General features: G+C 38.2%; 16 protein-coding genes, 6 tRNA genes and 1 pseudogene. 5 read left to right on the top strand and 18 right to left on the bottom strand.

Annotated elements, in window-relative coordinates:
* Nucleotides 1-21: 21 nt before the first annotated feature.
* Genes HFP47_RS09060 through HFP47_RS09040 form a run of 5 tightly spaced genes read right to left on the bottom strand, consistent with a single transcriptional unit; the run spans nt 22 to nt 3,821 of the window.
* Nucleotides 22-789, bottom strand: a complete 768-nt coding sequence (locus HFP47_RS09060) for an ABC transporter permease (protein ID WP_011679045.1) — start codon at nt 787-789, stop codon at nt 22-24.
* A 3-nt stretch (nt 790-792) separates the two neighbouring features.
* Nucleotides 793-1,698, bottom strand: coding sequence for an ABC transporter ATP-binding protein (locus HFP47_RS09055; protein WP_179876348.1), 906 nt, complete (start codon nt 1,696-1,698; stop codon nt 793-795).
* 25 nt (nt 1,699-1,723) lie between these two features.
* A complete protein-coding gene (locus HFP47_RS09050) occupies nt 1,724-2,557 on the bottom strand; it encodes a hypothetical protein (RefSeq protein ID WP_179876347.1) in 834 nt (277 codons plus the stop codon).
* Nucleotides 2,554-3,459 (bottom strand): ABC transporter ATP-binding protein, encoded by a 906-nt coding sequence (locus tag HFP47_RS09045; protein WP_011679042.1) that lies wholly within the window; start codon nt 3,457-3,459, stop codon nt 2,554-2,556. The genes HFP47_RS09050 and HFP47_RS09045 overlap by 4 nt, the downstream gene beginning before the upstream one ends.
* Nucleotides 3,456-3,821 carry a GntR family transcriptional regulator gene (locus HFP47_RS09040; protein ID WP_010289471.1) on the bottom strand — a complete coding sequence of 122 codons (366 nt, stop codon included), beginning with the start codon at nt 3,819-3,821 and terminating at the stop codon, nt 3,456-3,458. The genes HFP47_RS09045 and HFP47_RS09040 overlap by 4 nt, the downstream gene beginning before the upstream one ends.
* A gap of 201 nt (nt 3,822-4,022) precedes the next feature.
* Here HFP47_RS09040 and HFP47_RS09035 point away from each other — a divergent pair, with 201 nt between their 5' ends.
* From HFP47_RS09035 to HFP47_RS09025, 3 genes are all read left to right on the top strand, one after another.
* Complete coding sequence (locus HFP47_RS09035) at nt 4,023-4,448, top strand: CopY/TcrY family copper transport repressor (RefSeq protein ID WP_011679041.1); 426 nt, start codon at nt 4,023-4,025, stop codon at nt 4,446-4,448.
* Nucleotides 4,445-6,496, top strand: coding sequence for a copper-translocating P-type ATPase (locus tag HFP47_RS09030; RefSeq protein WP_179876346.1), 2,052 nt, complete (start codon nt 4,445-4,447; stop codon nt 6,494-6,496). Before HFP47_RS09035 ends, HFP47_RS09030 begins: the two co-directional genes overlap by 4 nt.
* A gap of 92 nt (nt 6,497-6,588) precedes the next feature.
* The gene (locus tag HFP47_RS09025; RefSeq protein WP_010284482.1) at nt 6,589-7,341 is read left to right on the top strand and encodes an MIP/aquaporin family protein; all 753 of its coding nucleotides are present in this window, start codon (nt 6,589-6,591) and stop codon (nt 7,339-7,341) included.
* Nucleotides 7,342-7,414: 73 nt separating this feature from the next.
* On the opposite strand, the gene HFP47_RS09020 is transcribed toward HFP47_RS09025, so the two are convergent.
* From HFP47_RS09020 to HFP47_RS09005, 4 genes are all read right to left on the bottom strand, one after another.
* Nucleotides 7,415-8,308, bottom strand: a complete 894-nt coding sequence (locus HFP47_RS09020; RefSeq protein WP_010284478.1) for an RluA family pseudouridine synthase — start codon at nt 8,306-8,308, stop codon at nt 7,415-7,417.
* Between the two features lie 82 nt (nt 8,309-8,390).
* Complete coding sequence (locus HFP47_RS09015; protein WP_010284476.1) at nt 8,391-8,831, bottom strand: MerR family transcriptional regulator; 441 nt, start codon at nt 8,829-8,831, stop codon at nt 8,391-8,393.
* A 67-nt stretch (nt 8,832-8,898) separates the two neighbouring features.
* Complete coding sequence (locus tag HFP47_RS09010; RefSeq protein WP_042252537.1) at nt 8,899-9,960, bottom strand: glycosyltransferase; 1,062 nt, start codon at nt 9,958-9,960, stop codon at nt 8,899-8,901.
* Nucleotides 9,961-10,013: 53 nt separating this feature from the next.
* Entirely contained in the window at nt 10,014-12,212 is a 2,199-nt protein-coding gene (locus HFP47_RS09005) for an LTA synthase family protein (protein WP_011679038.1), read from the bottom strand.
* A 101-nt stretch (nt 12,213-12,313) separates the two neighbouring features.
* Between HFP47_RS09005 and HFP47_RS09000 the strand changes: the two genes are divergently transcribed.
* Nucleotides 12,314-12,754 carry a GNAT family N-acetyltransferase gene (locus tag HFP47_RS09000; RefSeq protein WP_010287964.1) on the top strand — a complete coding sequence of 147 codons (441 nt, stop codon included), beginning with the start codon at nt 12,314-12,316 and terminating at the stop codon, nt 12,752-12,754.
* A 35-nt stretch (nt 12,755-12,789) separates the two neighbouring features.
* Here HFP47_RS09000 and HFP47_RS08995 read toward each other — a convergent pair.
* A pseudogene (locus tag HFP47_RS08995) lies at nt 12,790-13,580 on the bottom strand (DUF6681 family protein).
* A complete protein-coding gene (locus HFP47_RS08990) occupies nt 13,580-14,023 on the bottom strand; it encodes a hypothetical protein (protein ID WP_042252540.1) in 444 nt (147 codons plus the stop codon). Before HFP47_RS08990 ends, HFP47_RS08995 begins: the two are co-directional and overlap by 1 nt.
* A 235-nt stretch (nt 14,024-14,258) precedes the next feature.
* On the opposite strand from HFP47_RS08990, the gene HFP47_RS08985 reads away from it, so the two are divergent.
* Nucleotides 14,259-15,035, top strand: a complete 777-nt coding sequence (locus HFP47_RS08985; protein ID WP_179876345.1) for a TIGR01457 family HAD-type hydrolase — start codon at nt 14,259-14,261, stop codon at nt 15,033-15,035.
* A gap of 74 nt (nt 15,036-15,109) precedes the next feature.
* Here the strand turns inward: HFP47_RS08985 and HFP47_RS08980 are convergent, their stop codons facing one another.
* The 7 genes from HFP47_RS08980 to HFP47_RS08950 all read right to left on the bottom strand — a co-directional run bounded on the left by HFP47_RS08980 (nt 15,110) and on the right by HFP47_RS08950 (nt 17,248).
* The gene (locus tag HFP47_RS08980; RefSeq protein WP_179876344.1) at nt 15,110-16,285 is read right to left on the bottom strand and encodes an MFS transporter; all 1,176 of its coding nucleotides are present in this window, start codon (nt 16,283-16,285) and stop codon (nt 15,110-15,112) included.
* A gap of 395 nt (nt 16,286-16,680) precedes the next feature.
* Nucleotides 16,681-16,754 (bottom strand) — tRNA-Ile (locus HFP47_RS08975).
* 32 nt (nt 16,755-16,786) lie between these two features.
* Nucleotides 16,787-16,857, bottom strand: a tRNA-Gly gene (locus tag HFP47_RS08970).
* 27 nt (nt 16,858-16,884) lie between these two features.
* A tRNA-Phe gene (locus tag HFP47_RS08965) sits at nt 16,885-16,957 on the bottom strand.
* A gap of 20 nt (nt 16,958-16,977) precedes the next feature.
* Nucleotides 16,978-17,051: transfer RNA gene (locus tag HFP47_RS08960), tRNA-Asp, on the bottom strand.
* 2 nt (nt 17,052-17,053) lie between these two features.
* Nucleotides 17,054-17,127 (bottom strand) — tRNA-Met (locus tag HFP47_RS08955).
* Between the two features lie 31 nt (nt 17,128-17,158).
* A tRNA-Ser gene (locus HFP47_RS08950) sits at nt 17,159-17,248 on the bottom strand.
* Nucleotides 17,249-17,261: the final 13 nt, after the last annotated feature.

The raw sequence follows: 17,261 nt of genomic DNA, 5'->3' as shown, positions 1-17,261 counted from the left end.
GTTTTTTATTATTTACTAATTTTAAACGCTGCGTTTTCTAAAGATTAAATAAGCGATACCGTACATCAACACAATATATATCAAGTATGCTGATATCATTGCTCCTTGTGACATATCCATTATTTGTGCCATTATACTAGGTTTAACTTGTCCAATACTAGCAATACCTAAATATATATTGAATGGATTCCACTTCAAGATTGGTGCTAAATCAATTAATTTTAACGAAATGACAGAGATGATTGGTGTAGCAACAATCATAACTACGCCAAGTCCAATAGCAGCTCCTGAGCTCTTGACCATATTAGTAACCATCAATACTAATGCAGCCACAAATATCATTTGAAGTGCTACATCCATAATCGAAATCATCATGCCCTGCCAACTGTTCCCTATATATCCTAACTTTTGTGAGAAATCATATTTAGGGGCAAATATAGCAGTAGCCAAAACAGTGCCAATAAAAGCTGATAAAAACAATCCAATGTAAACACTAATATTTAATAACAACTTACTGATGAACACTTCACCTCGACTAAAGCGACGTGACAGCAATGGACGAATTGTACCAAAACCGAACTCTTGGGAGATAGACAAAGCAGTAATAATGATTCCTGCCATTTCAACATAAATTAAGGACTGACCAAGGTTAATAATCGATCCAGCTGTTCTTGTTGACTTAAAGATACCAATGATAGCAATGGGAAAAATAAATCCCAAAATCAACCAAATGTATAATCTATTTTGCTTGAATGCTTTGTAATATTCTTGCTTCATTAATGTTAACATGCGTTATTCCCCCTGATTATCAGCCGCTAGCATGCCAAGTAGTGACTTTTCTAGATTGCCAGTTGCAGTATTAAGTGATTGAACTTGTATATTGGCCGCATTGAGTGCTGTGATCACTTGCTGCAAATTTTCTGCCCCACTAATTTGCAACTGACTGTTGTCAATTGTAGCTTGCCAGTTTTTATCTTGTGCTATTTGTAGAGCTAATTCATTATCACTAGTGTCAAATGTCCAACGTGCTTGGTCATGAATAAAGAAAGTTTCTATGGTAGCCGTTTGAATAATTTTACCGTGATTAATGATTACAACATCATCAACTAGTTTTTGCAATTCATCCAATAGATGGCTTGAAATCAAGAAAGCCACCCCTTCTTCAGCCAATGAGCGAATTAATTCACGCAAGTCGTGAACAGATTGTGGGTCAAGTCCGTTCATTGGTTCATCCAAAATAACTAATTTTGGATTTCGGATGAGCGCAATAGCAATACCAAGGCGCTGTTTCATGCCTAATGAAAAGTTTTTCGCCTTGCGTTTTCCAAAATTGTCCCCGTCAATTTGCGTTTTATGCATTAATTCTTTGAAATCAGCGGGATTTTTTGTGTCCATTGCATACAACTTCAAGTGTTCTAGCGCGGTTAAGTTCGGATAAATGGCTGGATATTCAATCAAATTACCAATTTTATCAAGCGCACTATGATTATTAAAGGTCACAGGTTGCCCATCAAACGTGATTTGTCCAGATGAGTAGCTCATTAAACCAGTAATAGCACGCATGGTTGTTGATTTACCAGCGCCATTGGGACCAATCAATCCAACAATGTGACCAGCTTCAACGTTGAAACTGACGTCGTCCATTGCTGCTCTATTACCATACTTTTTATTAACGTTCTTTACTTCCAATAATGCCATGTTTTTCCCCTTTTTATTGAATCAACTATTTTTGCCAAGATAGTTTTGGTTTAAATACGAAGATGAATGTGATTACGCTCAAAACTACTGGTAATACGAATGAGCTTGCTGTCAGTGGACTCTCATTTAGTGACAAGAACAGTGTTGAGATAAACACAAATATAACCACTGGCCACCGCAAAGCCGGTACACGTACTGCGTCGTGTTCACTTTCTATCCCGATAATGCCCACAATATAGTAGCTAGCACCCAGTAAGAGCAGTGCTACGATAAATGTAACTAACGTTGTGAACTCAGCGTTTTGAACTAGTTCTTTCATCCCAAAGTCAATAGATATTGTGTTCACACCCACAGATAGTGATGAGCAAACAACTAATGCAAAAAAACTACCTACGATTTTTTGCCATATTGGTCCAACAATTGTACTAACCAACACCACCACACTAGCCACGTAAAATAATTCCACACCGTCGTTTAAATTGTTACTCGCCACTTTGTGCAAATTATCAGAGCGTATTGTAATGGACATAAATAAGTCAATAGCAGCACCCAATATAATTGGCGCAATAATCATCCACACCACTTTACTGATGAAGAACTGCCTTCTAGAGGCACTTTGCGTACTCAACCAGGTATTCAAGTGTCTTGTTTGATCTGCGTACGTAGCGGCGCCTGCTGCTATGAGCATTATACCCATAAGTACGCCTCCCAACTCGCTGTCACTTCCTATGTTTGTTATTGCTCGCCCATAATATGTATTCACGCCCCCAATAAAACAAGTCACTAGAACACCAAGGATCGCTATTAATATAATTTGATTAGATTTAATCCTGCCATATAACCGTAGTGCTTGTTTCATTGTTCACCCCCTAATTCTTGCTGCCAAGCATATACTTCGTTGGCAAAGCTCGCGCGGAATATGTCTTCACTGCTAATGGGTAGTTCTTCTATGAACTTGAAATCCGATCCAGCTAACTTAATACCAATATCTTCATCAAAATTATCAAACACAATGGTTACAATATGACCAACCTGAGCAATGATCGTCCCATTGTTCCTTAGAAATTCTGGCATCACATCCCCATCGTAAGCCAGTTGATACTTTTTAATGTTTTTATTATTTTCAATCGCAAATGCGCGATCAATTGTACCATCTTTTAGCAATAGAATACGATCAACTAAAGTATCAAGTTCAACCAAATTATGTGACGCAATGAGAACAGTCGTATTGTTTTTTGTAACACGGTCAATAATTAACTGTTTTACCTGATCTCGAACTAATACGTCTAATCCATCAAGCGGTTCATCTAATAAAACATATTGGGCACGGCTAGCGAAGCTGACAATAATCGTGAACAACGCTTTCATCCCTTTTGAGTAATTTTGAACACGTTTATTATTGTTTAGTCCAAATTGATTCAAACGTTCATCGTACCATTCTGAATCAAAATTCACATAAGCGACAGATAAAATTGATTTAATCCGCTTTGGTGTGTAATATGCTAGCCAATTGTCTGGCATATCAATATAAAATAATTGGTCGTGAACTGCAATTGTTTTCATATAATCTTTATTATCTAGACCAATACGACCAAAATCAGCTTGCATCTCCCCAGATATTGTTCTAAATAAAGTTGTTTTCCCCGCACCATTACGCCCAACTAGACCAACAACTTCTCCCTCTTTGAGTTCAAAGCTTGCATTATTTAGAATGGCATGATGGTGTATCTTTTTAGAAATATTTTCTAAAATTAAACTCATGATATTTCTCCATATAATTCTTCAATCCAACTATGTAGCTGCTTGGCATCAATAGATGCACGTTTGGCCTCAATAACAATTTCGGTCATTTTTAAACGTAATTGTGCTAATAATTTATCATCTACAATACCCTCGTTTTCGCGAACAAAAGTACCTTTACCAGTCACCGTTTCAATCACATTTTGCGTTTCAAGAGCCTTATAAGCCTTTGCCACTGTATTTGGATTTAATCCCTCAATTAAAGCCATTTCTCGGACTGATGGTAATTTATCACCAATATGCAATACACCAGACGCAATTTGCGCTTTAATACGCCACATTAACTGCTCATATAATGGTTGACTGCGTTGAATTTGCGCCATCTGTGCACTTCCTTATTAAATTTTGATAGGTTTTTATAAATTGTCCTATCAATAACTGTTCCTTTGTGTGTTTCATTGTTCCCCATGATATCTGTACTACGTGTACTATAATACACAGTACACTTTGTCTTGTCAATCATTTTTATTTATAAAGCATTCAAAATAGTTGTGTTTTTTAGTTTACAGTTGTAAACTAAAAGTATGAATAAATTACTAACAACAAGTGAATGGGAAATAATGCGTGTGATATGGACGTTAGGTGAAGCTACCACCAATCAAATCATTCATATTATGCACAACCAGAAAGATTGGCAGCCATCAACGGTTAAAACGTTGATCAACCGAATACTAAAAAAAGGATTGTTACGTACAGATGGTGCTACACGCAATCGATTATACACACCAACTGTAGGTGAACATGAAACGATGACCCAAACACTACGTGCCACAATCGACGATATGTGTGCCATGTGTATAGGCCACACATTAGTGGATGTACTTGCTGACATGACCTTATCTCAATCAGACATTGTCAAACTACAAGCGTTACTAGCACAAAAAGTGAAAAATGCCCCGGAAAGCATTGCTTGTAACTGTCTACCCGAAAACTGTGAGGATTGTAAATGACTATGAACCATGATCACATGAATATGACAAATAAAAATACATCACATGAGCACCATGACATGTCAAGCATGAACCACGATCATATGGACATGTCCAGTCATGAACACACTTCTCATGCCGGCATGGACAGTATGGATATGTCAGACATGAAACGCCGTTTTTGGTGGGCTTTTTTCTTAATGCTTCCAATCATCATTATCACACCCTTCATGGGTATCCATTTGCCATTTACTTTTACTTTTCCTGGCAGTTCTTGGGTATCTGCGCTATTATCTACCCTCCTCTACTTCATTGGTTCCAAACCTTTTTGGGATGGTGCGCGCGCTGAATTTCGTACTAAAAAGCCCGCTATGATGAGCTTAATTACCGTCGGACTGAATGTTACTTTTTGGTATTCTATTTACGCGGTTCTATCGACGCAACTATTTCATGTTCACGTTATGGATTTCTTTTGGGAATTTGCAACACTAAATGTTATTATGCTTCTAGGTCACCGAATTGAGATGTCTGTGACCATGCAAGCCGGAGATGCGACGGCTAAGTTACGCGAATTAATGCCAAACATTGCTCATGTCAAACATGATGATATGTTGATGGATATGCCTATTGACACACTAAAATCAAACATGATTGTTCGTGTGTTGGCTGGTGAATCTTTCCCTGCTGATGGTACTGTAGTTGAAGGTGTAAGCCAGGTTGATGAATCTTTAATGACTGGTGAAAGTCGACTAGTCGAAAAGAAAATAGGTTCTCAAGTGGTTGGTGGTACCATTAATGGTAATGGTACGCTCGATGTCAAATTAACGACTGTTGGGGATGATTCATTTATTGGCCAGCTAAAAGAAACCTTACTATCTTCTCAAGATAAGAAATCACGCGCTGAAACACTAGCAGACAAAGTCGCAGCATGGTTGTTTTGGGTGGCTCTATTATTTGCTATTGGTTCTCTACTTATTTGGACGCCACTACGCGGACTAGGTTTTGCAGTTAATATTGCCGCAACTGTGTTAGTCATTGCCTGCCCCCATGCTTTGGGTCTAGCAGTACCTTTGGTCATCAATCAAACAAAGGCGATTGCAGCAAAAGAAGGCATATTAATCAAAAATCGTAAAGCACTAGTGGCAGCAAATCATTTAAAGTTTGCTTTGATGGATAAAACTGGTACATTAACAACTGGAAAATTTACTGTACAGCGCTTTAGTGTCTATGACTTTGATCAAAGTAAAGCACTAGGAATTATGAGCGCATTAGACCAGCAATCTACCCACCCACTTGCGCAATCCATTGTTAACTACGCAAAAGAACAACACGCGCCAAAAATACAAGCATCACACGTAGAAAACATTGCCGGTTATGGTGTACGTGGTAAAATAGATGATCAATTATATACACTTGCTTCGGCAAAATATCTCAAACAAAATCATATTACTTTTACGCCACTACAAACGGAAGGCTCAATCTCTTACTTATTGGAAGAGGGACGCGTTATAGCTGCAATAGCACAAGGGGACCATCTCAAAGAATCAGCTCCTGCCTTTATTCGCACCTTATTGAACCAAGGGATCACACCTGTTATGATCACAGGTGACAACGAATTGGCTGCTAAACAGATTGCTGACGAGTTAAAAATAACAGATATCCATTCACAAGTATCCCCTCAAGACAAAATCAATCTGGTTTCAGAGTATCAACAACATGGTACGACAATGATGATTGGTGATGGTATTAATGATGCCCCAGCCTTAGCTCAAGCTAATTTAAGTATTGCCATCGGTGTTGGAACGGAAGTAGCACATGCTTCCGCTGATGCTATATTAATAGCTGATCAGTTATCAAAAATTATTGACTTTATTAATCTAGCTAAGCGTAGCAATACTAAACAAGTGCAAAACCTGTGGTGGGGAGCTAGTTACAACATTATTGCTATTCCTTTAGCTGCCGGTGTGTTGGCATTTGCTGGTATAATGCTAAACCCAATGATTGCCGCATTAATTATGTCACTGTCCACAATCATTGTTGCAATTAATGCATTATTATTAAAGCATTAGTTATACCTTTCCTTAATATTTAACAACCAGTTAATCTAAGAGTGTATAATAGTAGATATTGGTAATTTTACATACATATAAGGAGAAATTTCATGCGTAAGTATATCGCAGAATTCCTTGGAACATTTATGCTAGTGTTCTTTGGAACTGGTAGCGTTGTTTATTCAGCTGCTACAACACAATCGGCCATCACTGTCGGTTTGGCATTCGGTCTTTCATTAGCCGTTGCCATCTATGCCTTTGGTCATATCTCAGGTGGACATTTTAACCCTGCCGTTTCATTGGCAATGGCTATTCAAAAGCGTTTACCATGGGTGACATTTATTGGCTATGTGATTGCACAATTACTTGGTGCTATTGTTGCTTCTGCTGCTGTCTATGGCGGTGTAACAGCTTACCTGAAATCATCAACTGTAACTACTGCTTTGTCTGGTCAATCAATGACCGTAAAACAATTCGTATCCTTAGCTGGTCTTGGACAAACAAACTTCTCTGATGGTTCAGGTTGGTATGCATTTGCATTTGAACTTGTATTAACATTCTTGTTCGTTTTGGTAATCGCAATTGTTACTAAGTTGAATAACGTACCAGCACCATTTATTATCGGTATCTGGTTGGCCGTATTAATTGTTGTTGTATTACCAATTACTGGTGGTGCATTCAACCCAGCACGTGCATTAGCCCCAGCAATTTTTGTTCAAGGTAAAGCACTTACTCATGTATGGGTTTACCTAGTTGCTGACTTACTTGGTGGTGCATTGGCAGCATTTGCCGCTAACTTCCTTGATAAAAAGGAAGAAGTTGCAAGCACACCAAAAGAAGTTAAAGAAACTAAAAAAGCATAATTTCATCTTAGTCAAATAATGATGTCAGATAAAAAGACGAACACTCATTCAAGTGTTCGTCTTTTTGTGTTGCTTATCGTAGCTGTCTTGGAAAATCGCTTGGGAGTGGTCCTGTAATCATTCTTACTCCCTCATCAAACGGCAATGGTATTTTTATGGTTGCTGAATGTAGCAGCATACGGCCATTGTATACTCCACCGTATAGTTCATCCCCAACAATAGGGTGTCCTATACTAGCTAAGTGCACGCGTATCTGATGCATGCGCCCCGTACTTAATTGCACCCGTAGTAATGAACTGCAAAACACCGTATGCATTCGCCACCAATGTGTCATCGCCACTTGGGCTTCTTTCCCGTCAACGGCACGTTTTCGATCATCTCGAGCGTCGATTCCTATCGGTTTTGCGATTGTACCATGATTATCTTGCACGACGCCACTAACCCACGTTACATAAGTTCGTACAATCCGTTTATCTGCTAACATTCTATCTAGAATTGGTACCACGACGGGGTTCTTTGCTACAATTACTAAACCTGAAGTTGCTCGATCTATCCTGTGAACCATATAAGGCTGATCACTGACCTTTCGCTGAATAAACTCACCTGCTAAATAGTTCAACAAAGTATCAGTTTCCGTTGGCGAATGCGGATGCATTTTCATTCCTGCAGGTTTATCAATAACAACCAAGTCTTTATTTTCAAAAATGATATTTACCGACTTCTGATGGTTGGGTAGATAATTTGATTCACTAGTACGAAAGTCATCTGCATCGAAATTAAGCTGCAACTGATCCCCTGTTCGTAATTCATAGTTGGTAGGTACAATAATATTGTTCACACTAAAATGCTTTTTAATTCGCAAAGCGCCGCGAATCCTTTGTGGCACGTACCATTTTATCAATAGTTCCTTAACAGTTTGGCCAGAATTCTGGGATGTTATTATAAAATTATACTGCCACTTTTTCATATATCTAATTCGCTATTTTCATTCAGTTGCCCAACACAGAAATGTGAGTATACATAATAAAAAATGACTGTCTGTTTGACAATCATTTTTTACTATCGACAACGCGATACTTGGCTTTACCATCCTCTAAAAATACGTATAGCAATTGTGTCTCGTCGTCATCAAAGTAACCCATATTTACTGCCACAGTACCTTGAAAGTCTTCTAGGCCCTGAAATGCTTGTTTCATAATATGCTTTGTAATCATTGCACTGTCAATGTGTTCATTAGCATGAATCACTGCTGTACGCAAGGTATCGCCATCATCAATGTGTTGCTTAATAATGCTAACCTTTAAGAATGCACGAAAGCCATATAAGCGGGATTCTTGATCGTCATTACGATCCAGTGCCTTAACGTAACCTTGTTTTTCCCAATAACGCAGTTGTCGGGTAGACACGCCTGTCATCCGCGCAAGATCACCAATGCCGAATTGTAACTTATCGAATGCTGTTTTTTTATGAATGGTGCTGCGATTGTCCATGAATTAGACCTCTAAGTTAATATTATATAGTTGTCAAGTTACTTGTCAACAAATATCTATATAATAATTAAAATAAAGCTTCCCATTGTTTCAAAATGGGTTCGATTTGAAAATCACGAACACGATTTAAGGACTTTTCTGCTAAATCAAGTTGCTGCTGACGACTGTTGATTAGCCGTTGAATCGCTATAGCTGCCCCATCAATGTCACCGTTCTCTATCAAAACCCCAAATTCACCCTCTTTTAATACTTCTGCGGACCCTGTCTGTCTCATAGCGATAATTGGCAAACCAAAACTCATTGCCTCAACTAGGACAAGCGGTAATCCTTCCCAGCGTGATGTTTGCAGAAATAAACTTGAGTTACGATAATGGTCACGCAATTCATTATCTTTCAATGGACCACGATATATTATTTTTTCATGCGCCCCGTACTCATTGATTAATTGCTCAAAGGTTTCCATATCCTCCTGCATCCCACCCCCGGCAATTGCTAATTGCCAATCATCCGGTAATTTAGTGGCCAATTGTACAGCAAAATCAATTCCTTTGTGTTGAATAGCAATACGTGCCGTAAACGATATAATGTGTTTCTCCAATTTAGAAGGGCCTTTAGGTGCAATTGTCAAAGGGTTCCAAATTTTAACCGTACGTTCATTGTATTTTTTAAAGCCACCTAAATCAAAATCAGTTAGTACCACTACCGCATCTAAAACACGTAAGCCAGCTATAAATTCCTCGCGCATCATTGCATAGTATTGATCTCTATAAGTCGTAATGTTGTTATGCATCCACCCAAGCAGTTTTGTATGTGGCAACTTTGGTTTCAAAACAGCTGCAAAACTGGATAGTAGTCCACCTGCTAAAATAACCACATCATAGCGCTGTGCTAAAAGTGAGAAATTTTCAATAGCTTGGGCGTATCTTTTAAATGGATGCGCTTCACTTGTTAGACGTAGCGCGGGTGAAGCAACAACTAAAGGTGCTGACAATCCATAAAACGGTGGTAAATCAGAAAAACTATAATAGGTAACTTCATGGCTTGCTGCCAATGCATTACCGACGACAGTTGTTGCTCGCTTCATTCCCCCGAGTTCAATATTTTCGAGCGCAATTAAAATTTTTGCCATATATTACTCCAAATTTATATTCCCGTCATCACGACAGGTTGATTTCTAAAAAATTATTCGTCGTTACTCCAATCATCCGCATTTCGTGGCAATAATCTGGTTGTATCTGTCGTTTCATCATCAACTTCCGGTGCATCAGTAATATAATCACTCAATGTCGACTTATTACCATTTTGAGCAAACAAACTTGTTGATTTTGTTCCCAATTTTTTATTTTGTTTCTTCAGTCGTTTAATGGTCGCTTCTTTACTGTAGTCAAAACTATTGGCCTTGACTGTCTTGAAGCCTTCAGGTGTATAGAATTTAAGTAAGTTTTTTTGATTTAAGTTATCTGACATGGATAACTTTTTATTTACATATGCTTGAATTTTATCAACCTTGGCCTGCAATGCCTTACCTGGAGTTGTAATCTCTTGCCCTGTCTTAGTATTCCATATTCTTCCCGATAGACTGGCATATTCTGGCGTTATCCAGTCTTTATTTCGAAATACGACAATTTGCTTATGATTTTTACTCAATAAATCCTGCCCGAATTGAATGTAACGTTTCGTACTAATGCCCAATAAATGTTCTATCGTTGGGGCCACATCAATTTCACCACCATAAGTATGGTCAACATAACCGTTTTTCATTCCCGGAATATGAACAATAAATGGTACGCGCTGAAGGTTTGCATTATCTAGATCAGTCCAGTCGTCAGAGTCTTTTCCTAATATTGAAGCTAAATAAGAGGCATCTGTGTTCGAAATACCATAGTGATCACCGTACAAAACAACAGCTGTATTTTTATATAAGCCCGATTTTTTCAGATAAGCAAAAAATTCTTTCACAGATTGATCAAGATAATGATTAGTAATGAAATAATTATCAACTAATTTTGATCCAGTATTGCTCGTTTGGAAATTAGGGTCTTGATCTTGTTTATCTAGAGTAAACGGTGTGTGATTAGTTACTGTTAAATATTTAGCATAGAATGGTTGTTGTAGCCGTTCCAAATAAGGTACTGAATTATGAAATAACAACTTATCCTTCAGACCCCAAGAAGTTGCCTTTTTTCCAGTAATATCGAAATAATCACCTGAAACCCAATTTTGATAACCCATTCGTTTATAAACTGTACTACGATTCCAGAATGAACCCATATTACCATGGAATACTGCACTGGAATAGCCGGCCCGTTGATTCAAAATTGCTGGCATCGCTTGGAAAGTCTGATCATCACCCAATTTAGTAAATAAAGACCCCTGGGGCAAACCAAATGTAGACGTTTCTAACATATTTTCTGCATCTGACGTTTTTCCCTGTCCAACTTGATTGAAAAAATTATCAAAAGCAATGGTTGACTTACTGTGGTAAAGACTATTCAAAAATGGTGTGACTTCCTGCCCGTTTATTTTTCGATCAATCGACATTTGTTGAAAGCTTTCCAGATGAATGACGATTACATTCTTTCCCTTAGCTTTTCCGTAAAATTTAGGATTAATCGCAGCATAGTTTTTCTTAATGTAGTTTTGCACAGCTGTCAATTCTGATGGCGTAGCCGTTTTTCGGATTTGACTAGTTTGATATGTATTGATGGCATCATAAATTGTAAACGGTCCTATACCAAGGTATTTAACCATGTACTCTCGATCGAACTGCCGAACCAGTAATTGTGGGCGATTCAAGTCAGCCAACAATAGATTGGCCATAAAAATAAATACACCGATGGTTAAAATTTTAAATGGTTGTAACCGCATCATTGGACGACTATCAAAATGAATCTTTCGCGCTAAGAATAAGCCAATCAGGATGATAATATCAATCCAGAAAAATACATCATGAATCCCAAACGCAATTGCTCCAGCTGCTTTTCCACCCTGATTAACCGAACTATATCCCAACATTGTATTAACTGACATAAAATCAGAAAACTCACGAAAATAAATCACATTTAAATATAGTAGGCCCGTCATTGCGGCATCAAGTAAAATCAATGCACCATAGTATAATTGCTTGGGCTTAATAAATAACGCAATACTAAAGATAATTATCGTAAACCCGATTGGATTGACTAGCATCAAGAATATCTGCAAAGGGTCGGAGACATGTAACCAATAAAAATCAGCACCATATGCCAAAATTGTTTTTAACGTAAATAATACAACCGTCCACGTAAAAAAACCTGTACGAGTATTCAGCTGTTTAATCCAATTTTTTGGCGCCAAAGTTTCATGCCAAATATTTTTTAAATATTTTTTCATAACTATCATTATACCAACTTTGCAGGGTTTAGGTTTATAATTTCTGCTGAACCAGCGTCTCACTGTTATCCCCATTGCTTTTCTTGCACTTAACTTGCTATAATAATGCTATGAAAATACAGATTAAACATGAACAAGGCCTCGGACCTATCCACGAGGATGCCCTAGCAATACGTAAAGCAGTTTTTATTGTTGAGCAAGGGGTTGACATTAAAGATGAATTGAATGATCAAGCTGCTGAAGAGAATGCTATCCATATCGTTATTTATGTTGATAACAAACTTGCAGCCACTGCTCGTGTATTAGCAGAATCAGATGATACTTGGCACATACAACGTGTCGCTACATTATTTCCTCTTCGTGGACAAGGGTTAGGTAGAAAACTTATGGAATACATTGAAACCCTAGCACCATCTTATGGTATTCAAAATCTTGTCCTTGGTGCTCAAGTTCAGGCCCGGGGATTTTATGAATCACTCGGCTTTGCAGCGATTGGAGCGACTTTCTTTGAAGCTGGAATACAACATATACATATGAAAAAAGAGCTATAATCAATTATTAGCTCTTTTTTTATGCGATAGTATTATTATATATGATCATAAGCTATTTCTATTTTTATTTTGTAGGGCTGCACGTCATCAACTAACTCACTCCGTGTCGCTAAATGACTTGGCCCTCCTATAAGAACTACTGAGGCTATTGCCAAGCGATAATTAGTCAATGCTTGAGCCGTAGGTGTTAGACCAACCATAGAAACATTACCCAATTCTCGAGCTTGTAATTGGTTAATGCCGCCGAATATTTGTAGCGTACCATTATTTTCGCGCATTGCAAAATAAGGTAACAAAGTCCCAGGATGGTTGGCGTAAATTACTCCTTGTTGCGCAATAATTTGTCGTTGTGCTTGTTCACCAAGATGCCCGTAATCATTTGCTATTAGATCAAGTTGTCGCATCTCTAATGCAAGCGTGTCTAGATTGGCTTGTTGCTGCGCGTCACTTACCACTGTGCCTGACATAACATTCTGTCGACTGTATAGTCCATTAGCCGGCATGATAACCGTCTCCGATTCACGTTCACTCTTTTCCTCATGAGGTCCCCTAATAATTTCTCAATCCTAGGTGAAACATCCCACTTACTCGTATGCTTCGTAAAATAATATATTATATTCAAAATGACGAAGTAAAGTAATAGTAAGAATACTGCAGCAATTAATGCACCACGCAACCAACGACCATTCACAAAAAAACGATAGGCTAAATAAAGTAGATACCAAACACCCCCGGCCCCAACAACAGTATATATGCGACCCTTGGTTTTTGAATTTGTCGTAAAATATCCGAGATAATGATTAATTAAATCAAGAACTGTCAGCATTATTGGGTATCCTCCGAACTACTTGTTGTACGTGTTGCATTTGATGAACTTGATGTTGCATTATTATCACTTGACGATGTTGCTGAAGATGATGTACCAGATGATGATGTAGCAGCACTTGAGGTTGTCGTATCTGCGGCCGAAGTTGTAGCAGCCGATGACGTATCCTCAGCTGATGTATCATCCGATGTTGAACTTGACTCGTCATCGCTGCTCGACGTTGAGGAACTACTTGATTTATCATCACTACTAGTCGATTTACTTGTTGTGCTACTTGTTATCATCGAAGTGCTCATGGCACTACTAGCACTTGATGATACTTTCCCACCTTCACTTGTACCAGTTGCAACGTTTACTGCTAAATTTGCAGCACTGATAGCAACAATTAAGGAAACAATAGCTGATGGTGTTAAAAACGGTGGTGTTCGATATTTTTTAGGCATAATTTATTCCCCTGTTATTCTATTTTACCCTTTCTATATCAAATTAGGATAAAGATTTAACCTATAACCAACGAAAACCCGCAATTACTTGCGGGCGAACTATATTTATAAAATATTTTCGGAGATTTTATTTTAGGGAGATTGAGATGGGAGAGAAGTCCGTTGATTCGTTGTTTGATATCAACCAATGTTGATGGGTATAATATAGACATTCAATATTAAATGGAGATTAAACATGTCAAAATATAAAGCTTACTTCATCGACCTAGATGGCACAATATATCAAGGTAACAAAAAGATGCCTTCTGGAAAACGTTTCATTGATCGACTAAAGGCAGCTAATATTCCTTACCTATTTGTAACCAATAATTCAACCAAAAACCCAGAAGACGTGGCTGATAACTTAACCAAAAACCATGATATTGAAACATCGGCCGACCAAGTTTATACTAGCTCAATGGCAACAGCCGATTTTCTTAAAATGATTGCTTCACCTGACAAAAAAAGAGTATATATAATAGGCGAATCTGGTCTACGGGATGCATTAATAAATGCTGATTTTACAATAACTAGTGACGAAAATGCTGATTTTGTTGTTGCCGGACTAGATCGAGCATTCAACTATGAAAAGCTCACTACCGCTACATTAGCAATCCAACAAGGTGCACAGTTTATTGCAACAAATCGTGATACTAATTTACCCAATGAACGTGGCATGTTACCTGGAGCTGGTTCATTAATTTCTGCCATCCAAACTGCAACACAGGTTGAGCCAACTGTGATAGCTAAACCAGAAATACCCATTATGGATGGTGCGTTAAACAAGCTTCATATTAATCAACAAGATGTTGTTATGGTTGGTGATAATTACAATACTGACATTCTTGCCGGCATTAATTCACAAATTGACACATTACTCGTATATTCAGGCGTTTCTACACCTAAGCAAATTTCTCAGATGGTTCAAAAACCAACCCATGAAGTTGAAACTTTAGACAATTGGACAATTTAAAAAATAAAAGCGGTATGTTTCACGTGAAACATACCGCTTTTATTTTTAAGCTAATTCCTCGCTAGGAATGGTTGCTACATTTTTTTGATGCGATCTGGATGATAAAATACCAGATAAAGTATTGCTGAAATCACGGGAATAACAGCTGAAACCAAATACAGTTCACGGAATGTCAACACGGCGTGTAAAGCACCAAGAGCGTATGGTCCGACACCTAACCCCAAGTCCAAGCCGATGAAGTATGTTGATAAAGCAATACCGACACGATGACTCGAAACTAACTTTAAGGAAACCGCTTGACCATTTGACATGAATGTTCCATATCCTAAACCAATGAATGCGCCGGACAATAACAAAGTAAATCCATTATGAGTCAATGCCAAAACAACTAAACCAAGAGCTAAGAAAAAGTAGCTCGGATACATAACGTAATTTTCACCAAAGCGATCAAAAATACGTCCTGACATTGGCCTTGTCAATGTTACAATACCGGCATAGACTACGAAAAAGAATGAACTAATTGAAACCAAGTTCAAAGTTTCCGCATATGAAGCCAAAAATGATAGTACTGACGAATAAGACAAGCCCATCAAAAATCCTACACCAGCAATTAATAATACTTTAAATTCAATGAAACTAGAAACCTTCCAAGACTTCAATTCGGATAAATGTTCTGGTGAAAGCGTCACATTGTTAATTTTAATTGCAAACAATGCAACCATTGAAATTCCAATTAAGATAACCGATAATATCACGATAAATCGAAAACTAGTTGCATTCAATAACAATAAACCAATGAAGGGGCCAATAGCCGCAGCTAAGCTTGTACTCAACCCATAATAATTTATACCCTCTCCTTTGCGTTTCTCAGGAATAAATTCGGTCACAATAGCATTTAGGGCTGTTGAAGTCATTCCGTACGCAAAACCATTAAAGAGACGTACCGCATCTAATATAGCGACTGTTGGTACAAATAAGTAAGCAATTGTTGTAATTAAATATAGAATAGCGCCCCATCGAACAATCTTTTTCCGTCCGATTAGTTCTAACTCTTTTCCAACTATTAGCCGAGCTATTAACGTTCCTATGATATAAATCCCAGAGGCCAATCCCGCTTGCCCAAACGAAGCATGTAGTTGATTGTGTGCAACAACAGCAATTATAACCATCATCAGATAATACACTAAGTACACGATAAAGTTAATAATAGTAATTGTTAAAAAGCCTTTATTAAATAATTTTTCTTCCATTTTCCCAATCTCAAATTCTATTTAGCAACTCTAACAATAGCAAAGTAGCTATGTAGGTGCAAACTTGAAATCAGATTTTAAAACATGCATATCGCGTTCCTTCAATCATTTTAACACTGCGCGCGTTTGCATGAAAATAATGTAAGCGTTAAGCCGTTGATATTAGATTACCACGATTTCACAAAGGTTGCAAAATTTTTTTAATTCACTTATATACTTGTCAAATAAGTTGACAAATAAGCTTTTAATATTATTAAATTGCTTGTTTCCTCTTGTGAAATTTATTTTCTTTCAGTAATTTACAGTAATTATTTCTTAGTTTTTTCTATATGAAGAAAACAATACAAAGGTTTTACACAACAAAAAAGGAGAGGTAATCCTCTCCTACTTCTTAATGGGCCATCCAGGACTCGAACCTGGGACCTCTGCGTTATCAACACAGCGCTCTAACCAACTGAGCTAATGGCCCGTATTCCCCTTGCCTACTCTTACATAGACAAAAGCGAATGACGGGAATCGAACCCGCATAGCCAGCTTGGAAGGCTGGAATTCTACCATTGAACTACATTCGCAAGCTTTTCTTCGGGATCCTCTCCCTATGGCGCTGGACGGAATCGAACCGCCGACACATGCAGCTTCAATGCATTGCTCTACCAACTGAGCTACAGAGCCATCTCATTGTTCCCAATGAACGGTCACAGCGGGGCTCGAACCCGCGATCTCCTGCGTGACAGGCAGGCGTCCTAACCAGCTAGACCATGCGACCAATTGCGGGAGCAGGATTTGAACCTACGACCTTCGGGTTATGGGCCCGACGAGCTACCAGACTGCTCCATCCCGCGATTATATTATGACACCTTCTTCAAATGCCTAAGGAGAATGTGGGATTCGAACCCACGCGCCGGTTTCCCGACCTGACGGTTTTCAAGACCGTTCCCTTCAGCCAGACTTGGGTAATTCTCCATTATCTTTCTTA

This window comes from Leuconostoc sp. DB-1, assembly GCF_013414845.1.
Lineage (GTDB): Bacteria > Bacillota > Bacilli > Lactobacillales > Lactobacillaceae > Leuconostoc > Leuconostoc mesenteroides.
Note: the sequence above shows the minus strand (reverse complement) of the source record. Positions and strands in the feature narration are given on the sequence as shown.